Here is a 22,722-nt window from a genome sequence, read left to right as displayed (position 1 = left end):
TCACACACGCCATGCAGTTCCTGCGCCAAGTCATGCGACCCTGGCAGGCAGTGGCTGCACTGGCCGTACTGTGCCTGCTGGTGCTGCAAGGTTTGGAGCAATCGGGATGGATTGCTTGGCGCTTTGTTCGCGCTGCCGACGGCAGCTATGCCGCGTGGCAGCTCATTGCTTCGCAATTTGTCCACCTGAGCTGGGCGCATGCACTGGGCAATGCCGCAGCAGCGGCGTTGCTGGCGTGGATTGCCAAACACATGGCTCCAGCATTGGTTAGCTTTGTTGCGCTGCTAGCGGCCATGTTTGCAGTGGCAGCGGTCTTGGCTTGGGACGCGCAGTGCCTCTACTACGCTGGTATCTCAGGTGCCTTGCACGGCTGGCTTGCTGGTTTGCTGTTGTGGTGTATCGGAGTGGGTAATCAGCGTGGTGTGGCCGTTACTGCGTTGGTGGTGCTGTGTCTCAAGTTGCTGTGGCAGGCCCAATGGCTGCTTGGGCTGCCTGCACTTTCCAGCGTAGTGCCTATCTACACCCCAGCCCATGTGGCCGGGGTGAGTGGTGGATTGACTGCTATGGTCTTAATGCTTGCTGGTCGGCGGTTTATGGTTGCTTCTGCTTGAGCGACGACGACGCACGTACCAGATTTGACCTACCAACAGTGCCAGTAGCGCTGCATCGGTCCATTCCAAGCTGCCACCTCCACCACCTCCACCGCTGCTAGAGCTACTGGTTGTGCTGCTGGTTGTGCTGCTGATGCTGGTGGGGCAGGTATTGGTATTGGCTGCCACACTGAGGCTGGTTGTGGCGGTGGTTGTGCCTAAAGAGCTGATGGCAGCATCCACGTCCAACAAACCTGCACCGCAGGTCGACACACTGGCGCAATAACTACCTGATGGAAAAGAGCGCGCTGTGTTTTGCAGAATGGTTTTAATTTGGGCAGGTGTTAGTGTCGAATTGGCTTGTAGCATCAGTGCAATAGCCGCTGAGACATGCGGAGCTGCCATGCTGGTGCCTGACTTATCGGCATAAGCATCTGATCCGGGCGAATAAGTACCGCTGTTGTAGGTGGAGCGAATGGTGTCGCCTGGCGAGCTGATCGTGGTTCCTGTTCCTGTATTGGCCCAGTAGCCCTCTGTGCTGTCATAGGGGCGTAAGCCAGCTGAAGTGTGAGCTGTTACGGCAATCACTCCCGTGCAGTTGCCTGGGGAGCTAGTAAGGCTAGTGCTGCTTTCATTTCCAGTGGAGACGACAACACTGCTGCCAGCATTGATAGCTGCTGTAATAGCAGATTGCATGGTGGTGGGGCAACTGTATGTACCTCCCAAACTCATATTGATTACTTTGGCTACGTTGCTGTTCGTACTGATGCCACTAACGCTGAGGCCAGCGGCCCATCGGATTGCGTCAGCGATATCGGATGTATACCCACCACCTACCCCAAGAACCCGCAGCGGTAATATGGTGGCACCATAGGCACCACCAATAACCCCTTTTGAGTTATTTCCCACTGCTGCAATAGTTCCTGCAACGTGTGTTCCATGCCAGCTTGACTTTTTGCATGAAGTGGTTGAACTGGTGCAATCACCAGGGTCGGAAGCATCAGAATCGCGGCCATTTCCATCGTTGGCTGTTGTGTAGACTCCAGTGGAGTCTGCAGAAACAAAATCGTAGCCACTGAGAAGATTGCAACTTAAATCACTGTGAGGTCGGTAGCCTGTATCAAGCACAGCAACAATTACCCCCGATCCATTAAGAGCAGCTCCCGTGCTGTTAACGGTTCGGTTCCATGCACTGATGAAATTAGCCCCACCTGTTGCGCTAGAACTGGATTTCATCCCCCATAAATCTGATGCGTAGTAGCTATCGTTGGGAGTAAAACTGGTTGGGTACAGGATCTCGTCAACCTCGACGTATTCGACATCTAGCTGTTTTGCAATTTGTTCTGCAACTTGCTTTAACTCTGCATGCGTCATCACTTTGTCGGTTTTGACAACGTGTTGAAGCGTTGTTGAGGGGCGAACATATTGCAAGCCAACAGTTTGTTGTGTTGATTGTGCTTGTAGCTTTCCTGTAGATGCTATCTCGGCAATGCGTGTTTGTATGCCAAGCGAGGATGCTGCGAGTTTTTCTGTGCTTGCGGTCTGCTTGAATTTGATGATGAGTCGAGAATATTGCTTCTCGCTGGTTTGTGCTTTTGCATATAGCTTAGGTGCAGTGTTTGGCTGCTGAGCACTGATGGTGCTGTAAAGGCAAAAGGCAAGCGCAGTACAAAGAACGGTCTTGGTATTTATAGGCATGGCTATCGTGTAGGGAATGCTAAACCGTCTATTTCGACGAAACGGATGTAAGGCAGTTTTAAGAGGCGCTCTTCCAAATCTGCCTGAGTTTGACCTTGAATGAAAAGAACAAAGACAGCTCGAGAGTCTGTTAGTCCAGTAACAAGCTCTATTTTTTCTGTTGGGACTACTTGACAGATTTCTCGTGTGATTGCGGGCAGTTGCTGTTCAGTGACTGTTGGCTGAAAACCAATAATCATGCGCAAAGTGCGTGTATTCGTGCTTTGAGCTTGGTTGGCGCCACACCCCATTAGGCAAAGCGTGGCCACAAGAAACAGTTTTTTAAGGGAATCGCGTAGGTTTGGCAGAAGCATTGTTGCATTTTGCAACAACTTTCTATCGCAGCACAACTATCTATAAATCACCGCCTCAGTGGCGAATCACTCACGATGCCCCAATCGCTCACGGGGCCGGATTTCACTTTTTTATCCACCGACAGCGGTTGGTCTTTCATCGCTTGGGCGAAATACCACAGAACCAGCCACACCAACAGGGCTATGGCGATAGCGCCTGTGGTGAGCTTTAAAACCGTTTTCCAGAGGGGATCCTTGCGTTTGACCATACGCAAATACTACTCCTAACAGGATGCTTATGGCTTAAGGCTTTGTGCCAGTTTGTCGATGTTGTGGCGCATCATTCCCAAATACGTGGCTCCTGGCTGATCGGGCGCGGACAAGGCGTCAGCGTACAGGGTAGCGCCCACTTGGGCACCTGCTTCTTTGCTCAGTTGGGTGATCAAACGCGGGTTGCTCATGTTCTCCAAAAACACGGTGCGCACTTTTTCGCGGCGCATCTGCTGCACCAGTTTGGCAATTTGGCGAGCGCTGGGCTCGCTCTCGGTGTTCAGACCTTGGGCAGCCAAGAACTGGATTTGGTAGTGCTGCGCAAAGTAGCCAAACGCATCGTGTGAGGTAATGATCTTGCGCTGCGCTTTGGGCACTTCTTTGAACATGCTCTGTGCCCAGCTATCGAGCTCTTGTAGCTGTTGCACATAGGCTTGCGCGCGGGCTTGGTAGTCGGCTGCATGTGCTGGGTCAACGCTAGCCAGTGCTTGGGCGATGTTGTTGACGTACAGAATGACGTTGAGTGGGTTTTGCCATGCATGTGGGTCAGTTTCCGTGTGACCATCTTCTTGCATGGTCAGTGGTTTGACGCCTTGGCTGGCCACCACCGTTTTGCCTTTGTAGCTGGCAGAGCGCACCAGCTTGGTCATCCACGGCTCAAAGTCCAAACCGTTGACCACCAGCAATTGGCTGCCCAGCAGCGTTTTGGCGTGGCTGGGTTTGGGTTCGAATACGTGGGCGTCTTCATTGGCCCCAACCAAGGAGCTGACCTCGACCGCATCGCCCCCTACGACCTTGACCAGATCGGCCAAGATGCTAAAGCTCACCAGCACTTTGAGCTTGGTTGCAAGCGTGGTTTGGGCCATGCTGCCAGAGGCTGCGCCCAGCGCGATGCTGCCTGCAGCCAAGCCAGCGCCCGTGCGCAGCAACCAGTGGCGACGTGACACAGGCAGGGATAGGAAGTGGTGTTGCATGGTGTAACTCTCAGATAGAAAAGAAAAACAGTCGGGCTATCTAGCCCACGCGGTGGCGTGGTGCTTGCCATGGTTGCAGGTAGCGGCGCAGCCATCCATCGGGTGCCAGCAGCAATGCCAGCGCATACAGCACGCCAGTGCAGCCGATGATGGTGGGGCCCGTGGGTGTGTCCCATTGGTAAGAAATCAGCAGTCCTGCCACACTGGCCAAACCCGCTTGCAGGGCTGCTAGTACCATTTGTCCGGTCAAGGTGGGCCACCACAGGCGAGCACTGACAGCTGGCACCACCATCAAGCCCACGGCCATGAGCGTGCCCAGTGTCTGAAAGCCTGCGACCAAGTTGAGTACTACCAGCATCAAGAAAGCCTGTTGCCAGCCAATCGTGCTCAGGCGTCCGTGGTCTTGCGTGCTCAGAAACAGTGGGTCCAGCGTTTCCAGCACCAAACCACGGTAGAGCATGGCCAGTGACAGCATGGTGACCGTGGCCACGCCCGCTACCAGCAGCAAGCCGTTGTCATCGACCCCCAGCGCACGGCCAAACAAGATGTGCAGCACATCGCGCTGGCTACCGCTGCTGGCAATGAGCATCACCCCCAGCGCCAACGCCAGCAGGTAGAGGGCGGCAAGGCTGGTGTCTTCTTTGAGTGTGGTGGCGCGGCTAATCAAGCCCGCCAAAGCCACCACCAGCATGCCTGCCAGCATGCCTCCCAGTGCCATGGCGGTGATGGATAGCCCACCCACCATAAAACCAATAGCCACACCCGGCAGCACCGCGTGGCTCAGCGCGTCCCCCATCAGGCTCATGCGGCGCAGGCTTAGCAGCACGCCCAGAGGCGCTGCGCTGACTGACAGGGCGACCGATGCCACCAAGGCACGGCGCATGAAGGCGAATTCACCAAACGGTTGCAACAGGTTGGTGTAGAGGTCGTTGAGCACGCTCATGCCGCCTCCTGTGCTGTGTGCGCATGTACTGGTGCGGTGCCTGGCTGGCAGTCTGCTGCGTGTTCATCCCATGCTTCCGCCATGGCGCGGGCGCGCTGCCAGTGCTGGGTCGTCAGGGTATCGCGTGTCTTGCCCCAAGCCACGCATTCGCGGGCCAGCAAGATGGTTTGGTCAAAGTGCTCGGCCACCAAGTGGTCATCGTGCAGCACGGCCACCACGCAGCGGCCTTGGGCCCGCCATTGGTGCAGCAAATTCATCAGCGCCGCGGTGGTGGTGGTGTCCACGGCATTGAAGGGTTCGTCCAGCAAGATCAGATCGGCCTCTTGCATCATCAGCCGGGCAAACAGCATGCGCTGGAATTGCCCGCCCGAGAGGCTGCCGATAAGCCGCTGCTCAAAGCCCTGCAAACCCACCGCCTGCAGCGCCCGGTCTGCGGCGGCGCGTTGTGCCAAGGAGAGTCGGCCCCACGCCCCAGCGCTTTGCCAGCTACCCAGCAGCACGCAGTCGCGCACGCTGATGGGGAACTGGTTCTCCAACGACGCCGCTTGCGGCAAGTAGGCCACGCTTTGGCGGGGTACTTGCAGGGCCAGTTCCCCTTCAAACGGCAGCAAACCAGCCAGCGTTTTGAGCAAGGTGCTTTTGCCCGCACCATTGGGGCCCACCACAGCAGTGAGTGTGCCGCGCTGCAAATGCCCGTGCAGGTGGTGCAGGGCAGGGTGGCGGTGGTAACTCACCGTCAAGTTGCGCAAGGTGGCAATGGTGTACTGTGGCGGCGTGGCGGCCATGGCGGTCAGGGTCATGGGGTGACTCCAGCCTCACTGGCATGGCCCATGTCGGGGTTGACCCACGCCATCGCCCACCATACGCCCAGCCACAGCAGCGCCAGAACCGGGCAGATCAGCAGCACCCGCTGCCAACTGGCCAGTGCCAAAAACGATTGTGATTGCAGCCAGTCTTGCGCACGCTCTAGCCAACTGGCCGCCACTGGGTGATGGTGCTCAGCGTGGGTATGGTGGGGGTGCGCGTGGTGATCGTGGGGGTGAGAATTCATGCTAGAAATTGCAACCTAATTGCGGTATAGTTTATCGCAACTTTGTTGCAATACAAATTTGCCCCAACCCGGAGCTTGCGCCATGACTGCCGATGCCAACGATCCCATCAACGCCCTGCTGGCTGCCCACGGCCTGCGCCGCACGACCATGGGGCGGCGCGTGCTGGGCTGGTTCTTGGCCCACCCCGACACCAGTTTTACCCACGCCCAGTTGCTCGATGCGCTGAGTGCCGACCCGGACGTGGCCGTGGACAAAGTCACCCTCTACCGCTTGGTAGATCGCCTCACCCAAGTAGGCTTGCTGCTGTGCCGTGTCGATGCCAACCGCGTGCGCCGCTACCAAAGCATGCCTGCCAGCGTGCTGGCTTTGCCCCACTTTGAGTGCCAGAGCTGCCACCAAGACAAACCGCTTTCAGAAGCGCTGCATGACCAGCAAGAGGCATTGGAGCGCGCCAGCCAAATGGCGGTGGAGGCCCTGCGGTCGCTGGGCTACCGCGATTTGCACGTGGATGTGGCCGTACGCGGTTTGTGCGTGGATTGCGCTGAAAAATGATTACCACCCGCAGCCTGTCCCACCGTTACCCCGGCACCCAGCACGCGCTGTCCTTCCCCGACATAGACCTGCCACAAGGCCACACCCTCTTGTTGAGTGGCCCCTCTGGCAGTGGCAAATCCACCTGGTTGGCTTTGGTGGCGGGTTTGATGCCTGTGCAGGCACCGGACTTGGCCGCGCCCGATGCGTGGCAATTTGTGGTCGCCGGGCAAAACATGGCCCAACTGGCCCCCCAGCAGGCTGATGCGTGGCGTGCCCGTGCCATTGGCTTCTTGCCGCAAAAGCTGCACCTGAGCCCGGCGCTGACGGTGCAGCAAAACCTGGCCTTGGCCCAGTGGGCGGCGCGCAGCCAGCAAAGCGGTGTCGAGCGCCAACAGGCCATCCACCGAGCCTTGGACGTGCTGGATGTGGCCGCGCTGGCGGGACGCAAACCGGCCCAGCTCTCGGGCGGCCAAGCGCAGCGCGTGGCACTGGCGCGCGCCGTGCTGCAGGCACCGCAGGTGCTGCTGGCCGATGAGCCCACCGCCAGCTTGGACGACGACTCCGCCCACGCCGCACTGGGTTTGCTCTACCAAACCGCGCAGCGGCTCAATGCCAGCTTGGTCATTGCCACCCACGACGCCCGCGTGGCGCACTGGCTGCGTGCCCAAGATATAGATCAAAACAGCCTGCACAGCATGTCCTTCAAGCTGGGTGCGCTATCAAAATAATAGCAATTGAGTAATACGCCATGATGCAAACTTGGATCCTCGCTTGGCGCTACTGGTGGTCACGGCCGCTGTCGGCGGTGCTCAATTTGGTGTTGCTCTCGCTCGGGCTGGCGTCCATGGCCTTTGTGCTCATGACCATCAACCAGATCGACCAGGCTTTCAAGCGCGATTTGCACGGCATCGACGCCGTGGTGGGTGCCAAAGGCAGCCCCATGCAGCTCATTCTGAGCGGGGTGCTGCACATCGATATTCCACCGGGCAACATTCCGCTCAAAGCGCTCAGCACCTTGCGCAGCAACCCGCAGGTGCAGCAAGTCATCCCCATTAGCTTGGGCGACAACTTCCGTGGCTTTCGCATCGTCGGCACCAGCACCGACTACGCCCAGCTTTATGGCGTAGAACTGCAAGAGGGCCAACTGTGGACCGGGCCCATGCAAGCGGTCATTGGCGCAGCGGTGGCCAAAACTGTGGGCATGAAGCTGGGTGACCGCTTTGTGGGCAGCCACGGTTTGGGCATGGGCGGCCATGTGCACGGTGAGTTCCCGTACGACATCGTGGGCGTGCTCAAGCCCACCGGCGGCGTGGTCGATAGGCTCATCCTCACCGACACCGCCAGCGTGTGGAAAGTGCACGAAGCGGCCACCGCCAACGATGCCGACGACCTCAAAGTGCTGCAAGAAGAGCGCGAAGTCACCATGGCGCTGGTGCGCTACAACACGCCGCTGGCAGCCGTGACCTTTCCACGCTGGGTCAATGCGCAGACCGACATGCAAGCGGCCGCCCCCGCTTTTGAGATAACCCGCTTGCTGCACATGATGGGGCTGGGCACCGACGTGCTGCAGGGCTTTGCCATCGTCATGCTGGCCACGGCGGGCATGAGCGTCTTTATCGCTCTGTGGAGCGCCGTGCGCGAACGCCAGGCCGACCTAGCCTTGCTGCGCATGCTGGGGGCATCGCCCGCGCAACTGGCTGGCTTGCTGCTGGCTGAGGCGGTCTGGTTGGCCATGCTGGCGGCTGCGCTGGGCTTGCTGCTGGGGCAGGGCGGCGCGTGGCTGCTGGCCCACCAAATGGCGCTGGACCAAACCCTGCTCATCGCTGGCCTAGCGTGGCTCAGTACTTTGTGGCTGGTGCCCGTGGTGGCACTGGCCGTAGCCCTGCTGGCGGCGCTGCTGCCGGTGTGGAGCGTGTACCGCATCAGCGTGCTGCAGCAGTTGCAGCGCAGTTAACCCCATCCATCCACCACCCTGAACCGGAGAAGCAACCATGTCCTATATGCCAAAACGCCTTCTAGCCCTACTGCTGATTGCTGGAGCAGCTACAGTTTCTGTAGCAAAAGAGTCCGATGCGGATACCCAGCAAGACATCGCCCGCCACCGTGCCATCGCCGCCGCCCACGAAGCCGCCGCCAAATGCCGCGAAGCAGGCAAAGACGAGCAAACCTGCTTTAAGCAGCTTGAAATGGCCTGCAAAGGCATCGCCATTGGCAAATACTGCGGCATGAAACACGAGCACTGAGTACCATTGCGGCTTGTGCTAGACCATTTTCTTGAGGGGCCGCCATGATTGCATTGATCAAAACCATCGTCGCCAGCCTTGGCTTGCTGGTTTTCATGGTGCTGGGCGTTACCTTCATGTTGGGCAGTACCAGTGGCGACGCGCAAGCCCAGTCCTCGGCAGCCAACGCCACAGCAGGGGCTGGAGCAGGCGGTGCAAACGCCGCCCCCGCTGCAGTGGGCGACGCCACCCGCCTTGGCTCTGGTGCGGGTGTGTACAGCCAGCACAGCCTGTTTCCCGCCCTCAAAGAGCGCAACGATGTGCTGCCTTGGAGCTTGCTCACCGCCGTCAAGACCAAGCGCATCAAAAACCGCTTGCTGCCCGTGTTTCCCGATGACATCCAGTACCTGGACAGCAAAACCTTGCGTGTGCAGGGCTACATGATGCCCCTGGAGCCGGGCGAGAAACAAACCCATTTCTTGGTCAGCTCCGTGCCGCTGACGTGCCCTTTTTGCTTGCCCGGTGGTCCTGAGAGCATGATTGAAGTGAAGATGGATCGTGGCATCAAATACACCATGGCCCCCGTGGTCGTGGAAGGCCAATTCGCTGTGCTGGAAGACGATCCCTATGGGTTGTACTACCGCATGACGGGGGCCAAAGCGGTCGATTGAGGCGTTTTAGTGCCAATCTTTCCACCGTTGCCATGCGAAAAAGCGCCCGATTGCAAAGCCTAAAACTGCACTGGCTATTGGGGTGTAGCGAGTTTCCAAAAGAACACCGGGAATTATTGCGTTGGCAGCCATGCCCAATACAAAACCTGCAATAGCACCTATGTGGCCATAGAGTCGTGCATCCAAGGATTTCTCTGCGTCAAGGGAGGCTTTGCTTTGGACTGCTTCGTTTATCAGTGTGGTGCCACATTGGAAGCAGCGAACTGATGTGGCGGAGTTTTGGGTGTTGCAGGTGGGGCAAAACATTGTCTTCTCCTTCATTGGCGATTAGCACGGAGCAAAGCTGCATCCCATGCCAATTATCTTTGTGCAAATTAGTTGCTCACTAGTATTGTCGTCGTGGAATATTCGCCATATCCGGTGCGCTACCCCCCCGCAGCAGACAACCGTTCGGCAGCACTAAGTGCGGTCTCCCCCAAACAAATTCCAATATCCCGTGCCGTTCGCAAGGTGTCACTGTCGGCAGGCACGGTTTTCATGCGACCAGCTACTTCGCCCAGTGGCACGTAGACCACGTTGGGGTAGGCCAAGGAGACCATCACGCCTGACAGGCCTTGCACCAGTGCACGCACGGCGGCGCTGCCAAAGCGCAGCGAGGTGATGCGGTCAAACGCGGTGGGGCTGCCGCCACGCAGCAGGTGGCCCAGCACCACGGTGCGGGTGTCTTTGCCCGTTAGGGTGGCCAGTTGCTCGGCCACTTGTTCGCCTATGCCGCCCAGCCGCTCGGCTTGGCCTATGCGGGCGGCCTGCGCCACGGCGCGCTCACCTTGCTGGGGTTGGGCACCCTCGGCCACCACCACCAGGGTGTAGTGGCGGCCAGCGGCTTCGCGCGTGCGCACTTTGGCGGCCACGGCTTCTATGTCAAACGGGATTTCGGGGATCAGTATGGCGTGTGCCCCGCCGGCCATGCCCGCATGCAGCGCAATCCAGCCGGCGTAGCGGCCCATTACCTCCACCACCATCACGCGGTGGTGGCTTTGCGCCGTGCTGTGCAGGCGATCCAAGCAGTCGGTGGCAAAGGCCACGGCGGTGTCAAAGCCAAAGGTGTTTTGGGTTTTGTCCAAGTCGTTGTCTATGGTTTTGGGTACGCATACCACGCGCAAGCCTTTGCGCTGCAAGCCATCGGCAATGGTCAGCGAGCCATCGCCGCCTATGCTCACCAACGCGTCCACGCCGTGGCGGGCGAACCAGTCCAGCAATTCGTCGGATCGGTCGGTATCGCGCTCGCTGCCATCGGCTTGCCGCACGGGGTAGTGAAAGGGGTTGCCTTTGTTGGTGGAGCCCAAAATGGTGCCACCCAAGTGGGCTATGCCGCGCACGGCTTCGCGGTCCAGCACCAGCGTGCCGCCATGCGGGTACTGGTCGGGCTGCAGCACTCCGTTGTAGCCGTCGCGGATGCCAATGCACTCCCAGCCCAAACGGGTAGCGGCCAGCACCACGGAGCGGATCACGGCATTGAGCCCTGGGGCATCGCCACCCCCGGTGCTGATGGCGATGCGGCGTATGGGTAGTGTGGGTGGGTTGATGGTGCTCATGGCGTCTCCTCTCCTGTCCTGCAACCAAGCTGCAGCATAGGAGAGGGTGTAGCCCTAGCGCTTGATGTTCGTCAAGCTCACCACCCCCCCCACCACCAGCAAAGCAGGGGGCTTGATGGCGTGCTGCTGCGCGTCTTGCGCCAAGTGCTGCAGACTGCTCACCACCATGCGCTGCTCAGGCCAAGTGGCTTTGTAGACCAAGGCAGCAGGGGTGGTGGCGGGCAGGCCAGCGGCTTGCAGTTGGGTGGCGATTTCGTCCAGCCCGGTGATGCCCATGTAGAACACCAGCGTTTGGTTGGGCTGGGCTAAGGCGGGCCAGTTCAGCGGCACACCGTTGTCCTGCACATGGCCGGTGACGAACAGGCAGCTTTGCGCGTGGTCACGGTGGGTGAGTGGAAAGCCAAACGCCGCCCCCGCGCCCAGTGCGGCGGTGATGCCGGGCACCACCTCGACGGCAATACCGTGCTGTACGACAAATTCCAGCTCCTCACCTCCGCGGCCAAACACAAAGGGGTCACCGCCTTTGAGGCGCACCACGCGCACGCCTTGGCGCGCTTCGTCCACCAGCAGCTGGCAAATGTCCTCTTGCGGCAGGGTGTGGTTGGACTTTTTCTTGCCCACGTACACCTGCTTGGCCTGTGGGTTGACCAGCGCCAGCACTTCGGGGCTGACGAGGTTGTCGTACAGCACCACATCGGCCATGCGCAGGCGCTGCCATGCGCGCAGTGTGAGCAGTTCCACGTCACCGGGGCCAGCCCCTACCAGTGACACTGTGCCCGGTGTTTGCACCGACAAATTGGACAGGCTCATGCTGCGTCTCCGCAGGATTTGCCTGATTCACCAGAACCATCGGGCCCCTGATGAAACACCAAATCGGCCACCACTTCGCCATGAACCAAGTGGTTGTGGATGATGCGATCCATATTGGCTTCGGTCACGTTGTAGTACCACGTGCCATCGGGCTGCACGCACACAATAGGCCCGCCCTTGCAGGCGGCAAAGCAGCCCACACGCGAGCGTTTGACGCGCAGATCGCCCGCGTCCAGCCCAGCGGCTTTGAACTTGGGTCCCAGACTGTCAAACAGTGCTTGTGACTGTCCGTCTTGGGTGCAGCGCGGGCCGGTGCAAATCAGCAAATGGCGGCGGTAGCTGCCAATTTTGGGTTTCACCACCTCTGCCGGGGCAGGGGCGGTGGTGTTGACGGATGGGGAGGATGTTTCGCTCATGGTGAGCGGGGGATTTTAGTGACCCTGGGTGCTGGCTGGCTGCAAGCTGATGCGCTCGTCAAACACGGGATGCAGCACCGTTTGGTGGGTAATGGCCAGCACAGCGCATTGGGGTAGCTGCTGGCGCAGGGTGTGCATGAGTTGCAGGCTGGCAGTTTCGTCCAGTTGGCTGGTGGCTTCGTCCAATAGCAAACAGTCGGGCTGGTAGACCAAGGCCCGGGCGATGGACAGGCGCTGCTGCTCTCCGCCCGATAGCACCCGCTGCCACTCTTGGTGTGTTTCCAAATGGTCGTGCAAGTGAGCCAAACCAACCAAGCTCAAAGCTCGGTGCAGTATGGCGCTGTCCACTACTGTGGAACTGGGGGCTGGGTATTGCAGCAGGGCGCGCAAGCTGTCTTCGGGCAAGTAAGGTTGTTGGGGCAGCAACAAGGTGCGCCCCGCGTGAGTGTTGTAGTGCCCCTGGTAGTAGGGCCAGATGCCGCTCAGGGTGCGCAACAGGGTGGATTTGCCCAGTCCGCTGGGGCCATGCAGGTGCAACCATTGGCCTGCTTGGGCGCAGAGCGTGGTCGGCGCCAGCAGCGCCATGCCATTGGGTTTGTGTACTACCAAGGCATTGGTGCGCAGTTGGGGTGCAGTGCTTGGTGGTTTCCATTGCTGGTGTTCGCTGCCAATGGCACGCTGGAATTGGGCCAATCGCTGGATAGTGGCCGAGAGTTTGGCCAGTTCGTCATAGGCTTGCACAAACCAACTCATGGCGGTGCTCACTTGCATGAAGGCGGTGCTGATTTGCATCATGTCGCCAAAGCTGATGGACTTGTGCAAAAACGCGGGCATGGCAGCAAACAGCGGCACCATCGAGTTGGCCCGGTTGTAGCCGACGGTGAAAAAGCCCAGCATGCGTTCGCGGTTCATGAGGGCGACCCAATTGCTGGCAATGCTGCGAAATTGGTGTAGCAAGTGTTGTTGCTCGCGTGCTTCGCCTCCATACAGGGCGATTTGCTCGGCATGGTCGCGTTTGCGCAGCAGGGATGCGCGAAAACTGGCTTCGCTGCGTTGCTGTTCCCAGTTCAGTTGGAACAAGCGCTTACCGATGGCGTGGGTAATGACCGCACCCAACAAGGCGTAGCCCAAACTGAACCAGACCAGATAGCCCGGGATGTGCAGGTCTTGACCATTCCAGGGCAGCATCAATTGGCTGGACATGACCCACAGCATGCCGACGAAGGACACGATTTTGGCTACTGCGTTGATAAAGGAGCGCAAGATATCCAAGCTGTCGGTGACCAAGAGGTTGGCGTCTTCAGCGATGCGTTGGTCGGGGTTGTCGGGTTCGTTTTGCAAGCCTAGGCGGTAGAAGGCGTGGTGCTGCAACCATTGGCTGATCAGGCTGGCAGTGAGCGCTTCACGCCAGCGCAGGATGAGCAGCTTGCGCAGCCAATCGACGTATACCGCCACCAACACAGCCCCGGCAATGAGCAAGCAGTACTGTCCTAACAGGGGATAAATTTTGTCCGTATCCAACGCAGCCAAGGCGTCATAAAACTCTTTGTTCCAAAAGCTGAACCACACGTTCATGCGTACCAGCACCAACCCTAGGCCAATGATGCTGAGCAACAGTAACCAAGCCCGCCAGTTTTTCTTATCGCCCCAAAAGGGGCGGGCCAAGGAATAAAAATTGCGCAAAGTGTCCATGCAGAAACAGTCTCAAGGGCGGGGATAAACCAGCACGCTGGCCAAGTCACGGCGCAGGTCGATGGTGCGGGCCAAGTCCAGCACGCTGCTGCTGCTCAGTTGAGCAGCCAGTTGGGGGGCTTGTTGCAGATAACGGGCGTCGCGGTAGTGTTGCCAGCTCAGTTGCAGGCGCAAAAACCAGCTGGCATCGTCGAGCTGGCGCTGTGCTTCCGATTGCTGCAGGGTTTGGCTGATGCTTGGCAGTTGCGCTGGGTCGATGTAGTTGGCCGGTTGGGCCAGCAAGGTTTGGGCGCGTTGCCATAGCTGGGGCATGCGCTCTGGATCGGCTGTGAAGGCTATTTCACTCTCCAGCATCTGGGTGCTGGGGTTGAGCGTGAGGTTAAAACGCAGGCGGTAAATGCCGTTCTCTTTTTCGCGCAGTTCGTGGCGCAGTGCGCGGTAGAGCGCCTGTGACAGCACTTTGACACGCATAGCAACCAGTGGATCCCACACCATCGGCGTGGCCCCATAGGCTTGTACCGAGGCCTGTGGCTCCAACCCAATGGACAGCACTTGTTCTTGCGTCCCTCGGTGTGTTGGCAGCGCTTGGGCGGTAGGTGCTGGTGGGTCTGTTTGGCGGCGTGGCAGGCTGGCCAAGTAGCGCTCGGCCCAGTGCTGCACTTCTTGTTCATCGGCTTGTCCACTCAGGTAGTAAGTGACTGGCAGAGCCGTGTGTGCTGCCCACAGGGTTTGCAAGCTGCTAGCTTGCAAATTTTGCAGGCTCAGGGCGTCGGGTGGGGCATCTTGGCTTTGCAGTTCCCAGCGCATGGCAGCCATGGCCAAGGCCGCTTGGTCTTTGCTGCTGGTACTGCTGCGGCTGATTTGGCGTGCCAAGCTGCGCGTGCTCTCTAGCAAGGCCGTGTCGCTGATGTGTGTCATGCTTTGGCGCAGCCAGTATTGGTGCCATAACTGGCGCAATTGACTGGCCTTGGTTTGTGATTGCCATGTCCATGCCGTGGCGGTTTGCGTGCTGTCAAGGCGGGGTTGCTGCTGCAGCCAGCGTGTGAATTGCTCTTGGCTCCACCCTTGGGGCGCGCTTTGTGCGCCCAGTTGCTGGGCGAGTTGGTTTTGCCATGCTGCGTGACCCGGTAGTCGATAGCCTGCTGCCGATTCGGCGGCAAAGTACATCGTTTGTCCTTGATTGGCACGCTGCAGCCAAACCAGTTGGTCGCCATTGCTCAATTGCCAGTGCACCACATCACCGAATCGTTGACGCGCTAGCACGCTGCCTGACAGTTGGCTCTCTGGCGGTGTGGGCAGTGCGGAGGTGTTTGTTTGGGCTTGCGTGGCCAATGGCAAAGCAGGCCAGTTGGCTTGGCCTACTTGGTGTTGCAGGTCTTGCACGGCGCTGTGCGTGGGCAGGTGCAATTCGGTAGTGCCCGGTGCCATCATGAAAAGCAATTGATCCGCGCTGGCAAGCCATGTGCGCAAGCGGTGGTTGATGTCTTGCAGGGTGAGCGAGTCCAGCGCGTTTTGCACCATGGTTTGCTTTTGCACCGGATCTTGCAGTATCCGTTCTTGGGTCACCACTTCTGCCAAAAGCTGAATCCACTGCTGGTTATCGCGTTGCTGAGCACGCAGTACGGTTTGGGCATTGCTTTGCTGGTATTGCGTGCGCAGATTGTCCCAGTCGCTGGCATAGAAACCATCCCGGCGCAGCCGCTCCAATGTCTCTAAGAGGGTGCGCAAACCTTGTGCATGCCCATTGACCGATACCCTGGCTGCCAACGCCAAGGTGAATGTTGTGCGCCCTATTTGGCCTTTGGCTGTGGTCAGGCTTTCTACGTCAGTGGGTAGTTGGGTGTTGAGTCGCCGTACTTGCTGTACCAACAGGGCATTGGTCGCCATATCCAATAAGCGCTCTCGTAAGCCTGTTTCGGTGGCGGATTCATCGCCCTGGAAGCGGTATACCCACGCCACTTGGCTGGAGCCACTTTCGGGGTCTTGCATGCGGGCGATGCGTAAACCGGGCGTTAGCACGGGGTCAGGGTTAGCACGCGCTGGTAGGTCGGCTCGTTGCCAAGCAGCGAACCAATGCGCAATGCGTTGCTGTACCTGCGCAACATCCACCTCTCCCACAATCAGCAAAGCCATGTTGTTGGGGTGATACCAGGTGCGGTAGAACTGCTGCAAGGTCTGTGCACTGTGGTGGCGTATACCTGCTTCGCTACCGATGGTGGGGCGTTCTGGGTAGAGTGAGCCTGCGCGCAGTAGTTCGCGGCGCTGGCGTTCCATGCGTTCAGTGATGCCTAGTTTGCCGCGCCACTCTTCCAAGACAATGCGGCGCTCTTTGTCCAAGCTGGGGCCAAGGATGCGGGCCCCGCCCGCTATTTGTGAGAGCAAGTGCAGGCCTTCGTCCCACTGCTGCGATTGCGCGCCTTCCAATTGCAGCATGTAGAGCGTGCGCTCGTAATTGGTGACCGCATTGACTTGGCTACCAATGCGCCAACCCAGCTCTTGAATGCGCCCATGCAGTGCTTGGGGGAAATCTTGGCTTTCATGGAACACCATGTGCTCCACCATGTGTGCAACCCCGGATTGCTGGGCAGTTTCATCCAGTGACCCCACTTTTACCAATAGCTGCATTTGCACTGCCTTGTGCGGTGCGGTGTTGGGAACCACAAAGTATTGCAGCCCATTGGGCAGTTCACCACGCACCACCTTGGCATCCCATTGGAGTGGGGTTTGTGCACCGGCATGGCTGCCATGGATGGCTAGCAGCGCCCAGCATGTCCAAACAGCGCTTTGCTTCAACCAGCGAGACACGGACTCAAAACACATAACCCACCTCCAGCATAAAAGTACGTCCGCGTTCATAGGTGGCATAGCTGCTCGTGGTGGTGGTCATATTGGCGCGATCCAAGATGTTTTCTATCGTGAGCTTCACATCCAGCTGCTGTTTTTTGCGGACATACGGGGTCCACTGCAGCACGGTGTCCAGCGTTACCGCCTCTGCCAGCTTGGTGCTAGACCAGACATCGACGGTGGTGTCGTTGTAGGTGGTGGTGCCCGTCTGTGTCATTTGCTCATAACCGGCGCGAATGCGCAGCACGTTGGTGATGGTGAGATCGTGCCGTGGCACTTTGGTCATTGCTGCTAAGCGCAGAGTCCACGGGCGGTTGTAGTTGTCTGCGGGCATGTCCGCATAGCGCATGAACTGACCGTTGTATTGGACGATTTCGTCATCCGTGGCGCTGTAGGTGTCCGCATAGGTGCTGTAGTTGCTGCGCACATCGCTTTTGTTGAACGAGGCCCATGCAGTGGTTTCGGTCGGGCCCCAGTTCCAATGCTCGTTGCTGCTCCAACCCAACGTGAAATCCACCGTCGTGCTGCCCCCACTGTTGGTGTACACATAGCACTGGTTGGCGTCGCATCCGGTTTGGTTGCGGTAGATTTTTTTGACGATTTGGTTTTTTCCTTCACGCCCTGTAAGGCCCGCTTCCCAAGTTCCCCATGTTTGCAAATTCCACTGCATGCCCAGGAACAACTCGTCGTCGTAAGGGCTGTCGATGTCTTGCAAGCGGTTGGCAGGGCGGTTTTGCGTTGCTGTATTCCAAGTGAGTGAACCGGAATTGCGTGTTTGCGTGTAGCGCAGACTGCGCACACGCTCTTGCAAGGCATAAGCCATGAGGGAGCGCCCGTAGTAGCGATTCAAGCCAGCAGTCAGGCGCAGGTCCTCTGTGGCATCCCAGTCCATTTTGCTGCGAGGTGCCACATTGGTGTCATCTACCAAAGAGTCGTAGTCCACCCGTGCCCCCAGTGTCCACGTCCAGTCGTTCCAGCGGATTTGATCCTCTACAAACGCACCGAAGGATTGGGCATCGACATCCAGCGTACCGGCCTTGTACACGTAGCGGTTGCGAAAGTATTGGCCCAAGCTACCACTGGTTAGCGTGGGGGAGGTGGAGCAACCATGGATATCGAGTGCACAACCGGCTTGCGTCAGAGAGCTGGTCCATGCGGTGATTTGCGTAGGGTTGCCGTAATACTGGGTGAAGTCGTTGACGCGCTGGTATTTGGCATTTTGCTGCTTGAGATCCAAGCCTGTGCTCATGCGGTGCTGGGCTTTGCCCCAATCCCAGCTATCGAGCTGGGATTTGATTTTGTAATTCCACGTTTGGAGCTGCTGCTCCACATTGCCAAAACTGCCCTCAATGCTGGTGGTGGTGACCGCGTTGCTGGACAAAGACCGATCGCCCCAGTTTTTGGCGGTGGACCAGCGCCAGGGGGTGTAGTAATCGGTGTCGGATTGGCGCGATTGCTGTGTTTGTGTGAAGCTGAGTTGTTGTGTGAGAGTTTGTGCTTCCAACCCGCGTACCAAACGGGCGGACAAAGCCAAGCCGCCACCGACCAAGGTGTAGTCGCTGTCCTTGGCGTTTTTGATGAAATAGCGCCCTTCGCTGGGTGCATAGACCATAGTCAAGTCCGCGCTGTCGCGGCTGCCTTGCGGACTCCAATCTGCTTTGATCGCCAGTGTGTCATTGACCCGCGTTTGGGTATTGGTTTGACCTGTGGCGGTGTATTGGATGAGGGGAATGTCAGAGGTGCGGCGCACCGTGCTAATGGCCAAGCCCCAATCCGCACTGGGGCGGGTTTCGACGCTGGCTTTGTAAGTCCATTTGCGAAATTGGGGTTGGTTGTCGGCGCTGGAGGAATTGTTGAATTCCGCTTCTTGGGCGGGATCAATGATCAAGTGTGTCCAGTTGGAGCCGCTATAGCCCACCGATACTTTGCCGCCAAAGGCTTTGCGGGCTTTGCACAGCTCGGCCTCTACCACGCCGCCTGTAAAACGGCTGTATTCGGCCGATACGTTGCTGTCTTTGACGGTGACATTGCATAGCAAATCGGCATCTACCGCCAAAGCCTGTGAGCCCGCAGGAATGAACTCAGGGTCTTGCGTAGAGGTCACCCCTTTGCTGCCAGGGTCGATGTCGTTGGCAATCGAAAAGCCATCGAGCAGTATTTCATTTTGGTATGGCTTGGAGCCGTGGATGCTGATCTCGGCCGGGCTGATTTCCCCCCCCGTTTGGGATGACAGCTGTGTTTCCGCAAACTGGATGTTGGGATTGATTTTGAGTTGACTGGTGAAGTCGCCATTGAGGCTGGGCAGGCTTTGCAGCATCTCGCGGGAGAGGGCATTGGTGGAGCCAATGGCTGTATCTACTACGGTAACGGTAGGCAGCTCACCCACCGTTTCTTGGCTAGTGCGACGGGTGTCTTGGTCTTTCACCACCGTGAAGCCATGTTGTGTGCTTTGTGCCCGCAAGCCATGTCCGTGCAGCAGTGTGCTCAAGCCCTCATAGGTCTTATAGCGTCCCTGCAGTCCGGTCGATTGTTTGTTGGCCAGCAGTTCCGCATCAAACGACAGATTGATGTCTGCTTCGGCGGCAAAGCGCATCAGTACTTGCAGCAATGGGCCCGCTGGTATGGCGTACGCCTTGGTGCTGTCGATGTGTGGGCTTGCAGAGCTAGCGCCTGCGGATGTTTGTGCCCAGCAAGGGCCTGCCACCCCGGCGGCTACCAGCATGCATGCGCATCCGCGGCGAATGTCCAACAAACTGCAGCACTTCATGAACCCAACCTCCAAAATATCGATGTGTCTTCAGGGGTGGGGCCGAACGAGATGCAAAAAAGGACACAGTGCAGGTGTGATGGCTCTTAGCGCGGGGTGATTTGCCAGTAATGCGTGTGCTCTACCAATTGAGCCGGCACACTGTCCAAGGCGGTGAGCATTGAGCGCAGCGGGTCATCCAATGAAAAAGAACCAGAGATGCGCAACTGCGCTATTTGAGGGTCAACTTCGAATGGGCGTTGGCTGTAGCGCGATAGTTCGAGTGCAAACACTGCCAGCGGTTGTTGCAGCGCTAGCAGCCGCCCTGTAGTCCACGCTGTAGCCTCGGGCATGGTGGCCCGCATGCGGGCATCGCCGCGCTCTAAATCAGCGCTTTGCCCAGCTTCCACGCGCAGCGGGGCTCCTGTCACGGGTTGCAGTTGCACCGCATGCTCTTGCACAGCCACCCGTGTGTAGCCCGTTTCTTGTTGCACGGTAAAGCGGGTGCCCAAGGCCACAATCGAACCATGCATCGTGGTTACCACAAAGGGGCGAGCGTTTGCCGCGGTGTCTGGAGCGGTTTCTATCTGGATGCGTCCTCGCTCTAGGTACACGGTGCGTTGCTGGTTTCCATAGCGCACTAGCACAGCACTGTTGGTATCGAGCAGCACTCGGCTGCCGTCAGGCAGTACCCAACGTTGACGTTGTCCGCGCTCGGTGCTGTAGCGCTGGCTGGGGGCTAGCCAATCGGTTTGGCGTTCCACTATCTGCCAAGTTCCCCAGCCGAGCAGTGCACAAGCCAAACCACCGATGGCATGGCGTCGCGTTATGCTGGGTCGGCGGGTCAACGCGCCGCTCATCCCTTTGGGTATGGGGCTTAGGTGCTGGTGCAGCGCTTGTACGCGTTGCCACGCGTGTGCGTGGCGGCTATCTTGCTCCAACCAAACTTGCCAAGCGTGGCGGTCTTGGTCGGTGCAGTCGGGGGAGCCTAGCTGCACGTACCAGTGCGCAGCCTGCTGCAGAACCTGGTGGTCAGCATTCGGTGGCATAGGCTTGCAAGTCGGGGTGAAGCAGGCAATGGGTTACAGCTTGCACCATGTACTTTTTCACGCATGAGACCGATAAGTCCAGTGTTTTGGCAATTTCGGCATAGGTCAAACCCTCCAGTTGCGAGAGCAAAAATGCCTCGCGTGCTTTGGGTTTGAGCCCTTGAAGTAAGCGATCGACGGTATGCAAAGCCTCTAGCACCAGTGCTTGGCTTTCTGGCGATGGGTAGGTGTCTAGGCTGGTGTGCGCCAGATAGTCGGCATAGGCTTGCTCCAAGTCTTGTCGCCGGAACAGGTCGATGGCCAGCCCGCGTGCAATGGTGGCCAAGTAGCTGCGGGGTTGGCGAATCTCGGCCCGCGATGTATCGAGCAGCACGCGCACAAAAGTGTCTTGTGTCAGGTCGGCTGCACGGTCGGGGTGAACCCCCATCTTGGCGCGCAGCCAGCCTGTGAGCCAGCCGCACTCCAATCGGTACATTTGTTCGAGTGAGGCAGAGGAGGCGGTGGCAATGCTGGCCGACATGGAGTGCTTGTATTTCTTTCCAAAGACGGCGAATTTTACACAAATGAGAATTAATATCATTTGTAGGGTTAAGCCACCCCCTCCTTATCAAGCTTCGTCAGCCGCCTCCGTCTCGTGGGGGGACGCACTCACTTCCAGCGGCTCTTGCAGCACTTGGTGGATGTAGCCAGCAGGCAAACCGAAGCGCTGGGCCAATAGCTCTACGCTGTCGCCCGCATCGTGGTCAGCAAACAGGTTGTCCAGCCAGCCGTTCAGCCCTGTGGACAGGGAGCGACCGGGGCGCTCGCCCGTGTGGGCTTGGCCGTCTTGCAGGTCGTACTTGTTGGCGTAGCCGCGTGGCGTCACCATCAGGCCGTGCTGCACAAAGGTGTTGCTGTTGCCAATGATGACCGTGCTCAGCATGCCAATGTCGGCATCCACCATATGGGCCAAGGTGGTCATCTCGATGCGCTCGCGGCGGCGGTATGCGCTCTTGACGATGGCCACCGGCGTGTTGGGGTCGCGGTGGCACAAGAACAGGCGCTGCGCTTCCACAATCTGGCGTGTGCGTCGCCCGCTCTTGGGGTTGTAGAGCGCCACCACAAAGTCGGCCTGCGCCGCAGCGTTCAGGCGCTTGGCAATCGTCGGCCAAGGCGTGAGCAAGTCCGAGAGCGAAATGGCGCAAAAGTCGTGCGTCAGCGGTGCACCCACCCGGGCTGCGCAGCTATTCAGCGCCGAGGCTCCTGGCACCACTTCCAGCTCCACATCTTGCGGTGCGCCATCGCCTTCCCGCGGTGGCTTCCACCCGGCTTGGAACAGCACTTCAAAGGTAGGTCCGGCCATACCGTAGACCCCCGCATCGCCCGAGGAAATGAGCGCCACCTTTTTGCCCTGACGCGCCCGCTCCAACGCTTCCACAGCGCGGTCCAGCTCTTCGGTCATGGATTTGCGGATGATCTCTTTGCCTTCCAGCAAATCGGCCACCAGCTTGATGTAGGTGACATAGCCAATCACCGTGTCGGCTTCGGCAATGGCCTCGCGGGCCCGTTGGGTCATGTGTTCCACGCTGCCGGGGCCAATGCCCACCAGCATGATCTTGCCGGGTTGGGTCATGCGTTCGTTGCTCATGCTGTAACTGCCGTGCGTTTCAGCCACGCTTCATCCAGCGCCCATTGCAGCAGGCGGGGTGCCTTGCCTTGCATGCGACTACCCAATGCAACTATGCCCATGGTCAGCACAGGCTCCAGCAGCACCAAGCTGATGTAGCTGGCCGCAAAAGCTGCCCATTGAGCAAATGCAGTGGTTTCTGTGCTGATGGACAGCCAGAAACCCACCATCAGCGTCACGCCGGTGTAGTACACACCATCCAGTTGCAACACCTTGCGCACGCTCAGTTGCTGCAGGCGTTGGCCCAGGGTGTGGTGCACTGCCATCAATGGAACAGCCAGACTCAGGAAGTTGACCGCCAAGTGCAGCATGTCTTGCGGTTCAAACAGCGCCGCTTGCAAAAACAAGCCCACGCCAAAGCCCAGCAGGGTGGGCACAAAACCAAACAGCAGGTAGATCGGCATAGCGCCCACCATGTGCAGTTCGGACGGGCCAATAGGCAAGTGCCATGCCTGCATCAGCAGCGAGAAGAAAAACGCTGCCAACGCAGTGCGCAGCAGGTTGGCGGGCTTGCGCACCACGGTGGGCAAGTGGGCGGCTACCAAAGCGGTAGCGGCCACGCCTGCGTAGAGCAGTTTGTCGTCGGTAAGGATGCCGATTTCGATGTGCATAAAAACT

General features: G+C 58.6%; 23 protein-coding genes. 6 read left to right on the top strand and 17 right to left on the bottom strand.

The features are described from left to right. The first annotated feature begins 11 nt into the window (after nt 1-11). A complete protein-coding gene (locus tag KIK84_RS13520) occupies nt 12-611 on the top strand; it encodes a rhomboid family intramembrane serine protease (RefSeq protein ID WP_214123635.1) in 600 nt (199 codons plus the stop codon). Here KIK84_RS13520 and KIK84_RS13515 read toward each other — a convergent pair. The 6 genes from KIK84_RS13515 to KIK84_RS13490 form a co-directional block, all read right to left on the bottom strand. Beyond that, nucleotides 570-2,288: a S8 family peptidase gene (locus KIK84_RS13515; protein ID WP_214123634.1), complete on the bottom strand. Its 1,719-nt coding sequence runs from the start codon at nt 2,286-2,288 to the stop codon at nt 570-572. The two genes, KIK84_RS13520 and KIK84_RS13515, sit on opposite strands and share 42 nt — an antisense overlap. 400 nt (nt 2,289-2,688) lie before the next feature. Then, on the bottom strand, nt 2,689-2,889 hold the full coding sequence (locus KIK84_RS13510; RefSeq protein WP_214123633.1) for a hypothetical protein: 201 nt from the start codon (nt 2,887-2,889) through the stop codon (nt 2,689-2,691). Between the two features lie 27 nt (nt 2,890-2,916). Beyond that, the gene (locus tag KIK84_RS13505; RefSeq protein WP_250207984.1) at nt 2,917-3,864 is read right to left on the bottom strand and encodes a metal ABC transporter substrate-binding protein; all 948 of its coding nucleotides are present in this window, start codon (nt 3,862-3,864) and stop codon (nt 2,917-2,919) included. 40 nt (nt 3,865-3,904) lie between these two features. Continuing rightward, nucleotides 3,905-4,807 (bottom strand): metal ABC transporter permease, encoded by a 903-nt coding sequence (locus tag KIK84_RS13500; RefSeq protein ID WP_214123632.1) that lies wholly within the window; start codon nt 4,805-4,807, stop codon nt 3,905-3,907. Then, on the bottom strand, nt 4,804-5,607 hold the full coding sequence (gene aztA / locus KIK84_RS13495; RefSeq protein WP_250207983.1) for a zinc ABC transporter ATP-binding protein AztA: 804 nt from the start codon (nt 5,605-5,607) through the stop codon (nt 4,804-4,806). Before aztA ends, KIK84_RS13500 begins: the two co-directional genes overlap by 4 nt. Beyond that, on the bottom strand, nt 5,604-5,858 hold the full coding sequence (locus KIK84_RS13490; RefSeq protein WP_214123631.1) for a hypothetical protein: 255 nt from the start codon (nt 5,856-5,858) through the stop codon (nt 5,604-5,606). Before KIK84_RS13490 ends, aztA begins: the two co-directional genes overlap by 4 nt. Nucleotides 5,859-5,940: 82 nt before the next feature. Between KIK84_RS13490 and KIK84_RS13485 the strand changes: the two genes are divergently transcribed. From KIK84_RS13485 to KIK84_RS13465, 5 genes are read left to right on the top strand one after another with little or no spacing between them, the layout of a single operon-like run. Then, nucleotides 5,941-6,411, top strand: a complete 471-nt coding sequence (locus KIK84_RS13485; protein WP_214123630.1) for a Fur family transcriptional regulator — start codon at nt 5,941-5,943, stop codon at nt 6,409-6,411. Then, nucleotides 6,408-7,121: an ABC transporter ATP-binding protein gene (locus KIK84_RS13480; protein WP_214123629.1), complete on the top strand. Its 714-nt coding sequence runs from the start codon at nt 6,408-6,410 to the stop codon at nt 7,119-7,121. The genes KIK84_RS13485 and KIK84_RS13480 overlap by 4 nt, the downstream gene beginning before the upstream one ends. Nucleotides 7,122-7,144: 23 nt before the next feature. Further along, entirely contained in the window at nt 7,145-8,347 is a 1,203-nt protein-coding gene (locus tag KIK84_RS13475; RefSeq protein WP_214123628.1) for an ABC transporter permease, read from the top strand. A 37-nt stretch (nt 8,348-8,384) separates the two neighbouring features. Beyond that, on the top strand, nt 8,385-8,636 hold the full coding sequence (locus KIK84_RS13470; protein ID WP_214123627.1) for a hypothetical protein: 252 nt from the start codon (nt 8,385-8,387) through the stop codon (nt 8,634-8,636). Between the two features lie 44 nt (nt 8,637-8,680). Further along, on the top strand, nt 8,681-9,286 hold the full coding sequence (locus KIK84_RS13465) for a DUF3299 domain-containing protein (protein WP_250207982.1): 606 nt from the start codon (nt 8,681-8,683) through the stop codon (nt 9,284-9,286). 6 nt (nt 9,287-9,292) lie between these two features. On the opposite strand, the gene KIK84_RS13460 is transcribed toward KIK84_RS13465, so the two are convergent. From KIK84_RS13460 to KIK84_RS13410, 11 genes are all read right to left on the bottom strand, one after another. Then, complete coding sequence (locus KIK84_RS13460; RefSeq protein WP_214123626.1) at nt 9,293-9,592, bottom strand: zinc finger Ran-binding domain-containing protein; 300 nt, start codon at nt 9,590-9,592, stop codon at nt 9,293-9,295. Between the two features lie 119 nt (nt 9,593-9,711). Beyond that, complete coding sequence (locus KIK84_RS13455) at nt 9,712-10,881, bottom strand: 6-phosphofructokinase (RefSeq protein WP_214123625.1); 1,170 nt, start codon at nt 10,879-10,881, stop codon at nt 9,712-9,714. Between the two features lie 54 nt (nt 10,882-10,935). Further along, the gene (cobA, locus tag KIK84_RS13450; RefSeq protein ID WP_214123624.1) at nt 10,936-11,691 is read right to left on the bottom strand and encodes a uroporphyrinogen-III C-methyltransferase; all 756 of its coding nucleotides are present in this window, start codon (nt 11,689-11,691) and stop codon (nt 10,936-10,938) included. After that, nucleotides 11,688-12,107, bottom strand: a complete 420-nt coding sequence (locus KIK84_RS13445; RefSeq protein WP_214123623.1) for a (2Fe-2S) ferredoxin domain-containing protein — start codon at nt 12,105-12,107, stop codon at nt 11,688-11,690. Before KIK84_RS13445 ends, cobA begins: the two co-directional genes overlap by 4 nt. A 15-nt stretch (nt 12,108-12,122) precedes the next feature. Next, nucleotides 12,123-13,799, bottom strand: a complete 1,677-nt coding sequence (locus KIK84_RS13440; RefSeq protein WP_214123622.1) for an ABC transporter ATP-binding protein/permease — start codon at nt 13,797-13,799, stop codon at nt 12,123-12,125. 12 nt (nt 13,800-13,811) lie between these two features. Further along, a complete protein-coding gene (locus KIK84_RS13435; protein ID WP_214123621.1) occupies nt 13,812-16,619 on the bottom strand; it encodes a M16 family metallopeptidase in 2,808 nt (935 codons plus the stop codon). After that, the gene (locus KIK84_RS13430; protein WP_214123620.1) at nt 16,609-19,410 is read right to left on the bottom strand and encodes a TonB-dependent receptor; all 2,802 of its coding nucleotides are present in this window, start codon (nt 19,408-19,410) and stop codon (nt 16,609-16,611) included. Before KIK84_RS13430 ends, KIK84_RS13435 begins: the two co-directional genes overlap by 11 nt. Before the next feature lie 86 nt (nt 19,411-19,496). Further along, the gene (locus tag KIK84_RS13425; protein ID WP_214123619.1) at nt 19,497-20,438 is read right to left on the bottom strand and encodes a FecR domain-containing protein; all 942 of its coding nucleotides are present in this window, start codon (nt 20,436-20,438) and stop codon (nt 19,497-19,499) included. Next, nucleotides 20,422-20,958 carry a sigma-70 family RNA polymerase sigma factor gene (locus KIK84_RS13420; RefSeq protein ID WP_214123618.1) on the bottom strand — a complete coding sequence of 179 codons (537 nt, stop codon included), beginning with the start codon at nt 20,956-20,958 and terminating at the stop codon, nt 20,422-20,424. The genes KIK84_RS13425 and KIK84_RS13420 overlap by 17 nt, the downstream gene beginning before the upstream one ends. Before the next feature lie 87 nt (nt 20,959-21,045). Next, the gene (gene cobJ / locus KIK84_RS13415) at nt 21,046-22,050 is read right to left on the bottom strand and encodes a precorrin-3B C(17)-methyltransferase (RefSeq protein WP_214123875.1); all 1,005 of its coding nucleotides are present in this window, start codon (nt 22,048-22,050) and stop codon (nt 21,046-21,048) included. Between the two features lie 11 nt (nt 22,051-22,061). After that, on the bottom strand, nt 22,062-22,715 hold the full coding sequence (locus KIK84_RS13410; RefSeq protein ID WP_214123617.1) for an energy-coupling factor ABC transporter permease: 654 nt from the start codon (nt 22,713-22,715) through the stop codon (nt 22,062-22,064). Nucleotides 22,716-22,722: the final 7 nt, after the last annotated feature.

The organism is Curvibacter sp. CHRR-16 (genome assembly GCF_018474005.1).
GTDB lineage: Bacteria > Pseudomonadota > Gammaproteobacteria > Burkholderiales > Burkholderiaceae_C > Allorhodoferax.
This window is presented reverse-complemented; position numbering and strand designations above follow the sequence as displayed.

Excerpts from the sequence above, each read along its gene's own strand:
- KIK84_RS13470 (WP_214123627.1), top strand. The coding sequence starts at position 8,385 with ATGTCCTATATGCCAAAACGCCTTCTAGCCCTACTGCTGATTGCTGGA.
- KIK84_RS13515 (WP_214123634.1), bottom strand. The coding sequence starts at position 2,288 with ATGCCTATAAATACCAAGACCGTTCTTTGTACTGCGCTTGCCTTTTGC.
- KIK84_RS13465 (WP_250207982.1), top strand. The coding sequence starts at position 8,681 with ATGATTGCATTGATCAAAACCATCGTCGCCAGCCTTGGCTTGCTGGTT.
- KIK84_RS13440 (WP_214123622.1), bottom strand. The coding sequence starts at position 13,799 with ATGGACACTTTGCGCAATTTTTATTCCTTGGCCCGCCCCTTTTGGGGC.
- KIK84_RS13410 (WP_214123617.1), bottom strand. The coding sequence starts at position 22,715 with ATGCACATCGAAATCGGCATCCTTACCGACGACAAACTGCTCTACGCA.
- KIK84_RS13490 (WP_214123631.1), bottom strand. The coding sequence starts at position 5,858 with ATGAATTCTCACCCCCACGATCACCACGCGCACCCCCACCATACCCAC.
- KIK84_RS13455 (WP_214123625.1), bottom strand. The coding sequence starts at position 10,881 with ATGAGCACCATCAACCCACCCACACTACCCATACGCCGCATCGCCATC.
- KIK84_RS13430 (WP_214123620.1), bottom strand. The coding sequence starts at position 19,410 with ATGAAGTGCTGCAGTTTGTTGGACATTCGCCGCGGATGCGCATGCATG.
- KIK84_RS13420 (WP_214123618.1), bottom strand. The coding sequence starts at position 20,958 with ATGTCGGCCAGCATTGCCACCGCCTCCTCTGCCTCACTCGAACAAATG.
- KIK84_RS13435 (WP_214123621.1), bottom strand. The coding sequence starts at position 16,619 with ATGTGTTTTGAGTCCGTGTCTCGCTGGTTGAAGCAAAGCGCTGTTTGG.
- KIK84_RS13475 (WP_214123628.1), top strand. The coding sequence starts at position 7,145 with ATGCAAACTTGGATCCTCGCTTGGCGCTACTGGTGGTCACGGCCGCTG.
- KIK84_RS13520 (WP_214123635.1), top strand. The coding sequence starts at position 12 with ATGCAGTTCCTGCGCCAAGTCATGCGACCCTGGCAGGCAGTGGCTGCA.
- KIK84_RS13500 (WP_214123632.1), bottom strand. The coding sequence starts at position 4,807 with ATGAGCGTGCTCAACGACCTCTACACCAACCTGTTGCAACCGTTTGGT.
- cobA (WP_214123624.1), bottom strand. The coding sequence starts at position 11,691 with ATGAGCCTGTCCAATTTGTCGGTGCAAACACCGGGCACAGTGTCACTG.
- KIK84_RS13460 (WP_214123626.1), bottom strand. The coding sequence starts at position 9,592 with ATGTTTTGCCCCACCTGCAACACCCAAAACTCCGCCACATCAGTTCGC.
- KIK84_RS13505 (WP_250207984.1), bottom strand. The coding sequence starts at position 3,864 with ATGCAACACCACTTCCTATCCCTGCCTGTGTCACGTCGCCACTGGTTG.
- KIK84_RS13425 (WP_214123619.1), bottom strand. The coding sequence starts at position 20,438 with ATGCCACCGAATGCTGACCACCAGGTTCTGCAGCAGGCTGCGCACTGG.
- KIK84_RS13485 (WP_214123630.1), top strand. The coding sequence starts at position 5,941 with ATGACTGCCGATGCCAACGATCCCATCAACGCCCTGCTGGCTGCCCAC.
- KIK84_RS13480 (WP_214123629.1), top strand. The coding sequence starts at position 6,408 with ATGATTACCACCCGCAGCCTGTCCCACCGTTACCCCGGCACCCAGCAC.
- KIK84_RS13445 (WP_214123623.1), bottom strand. The coding sequence starts at position 12,107 with ATGAGCGAAACATCCTCCCCATCCGTCAACACCACCGCCCCTGCCCCG.
- aztA (WP_250207983.1), bottom strand. The coding sequence starts at position 5,607 with ATGACCCTGACCGCCATGGCCGCCACGCCGCCACAGTACACCATTGCC.
- KIK84_RS13510 (WP_214123633.1), bottom strand. The coding sequence starts at position 2,889 with ATGGTCAAACGCAAGGATCCCCTCTGGAAAACGGTTTTAAAGCTCACC.
- cobJ (WP_214123875.1), bottom strand. The coding sequence starts at position 22,050 with ATGACCCAACCCGGCAAGATCATGCTGGTGGGCATTGGCCCCGGCAGC.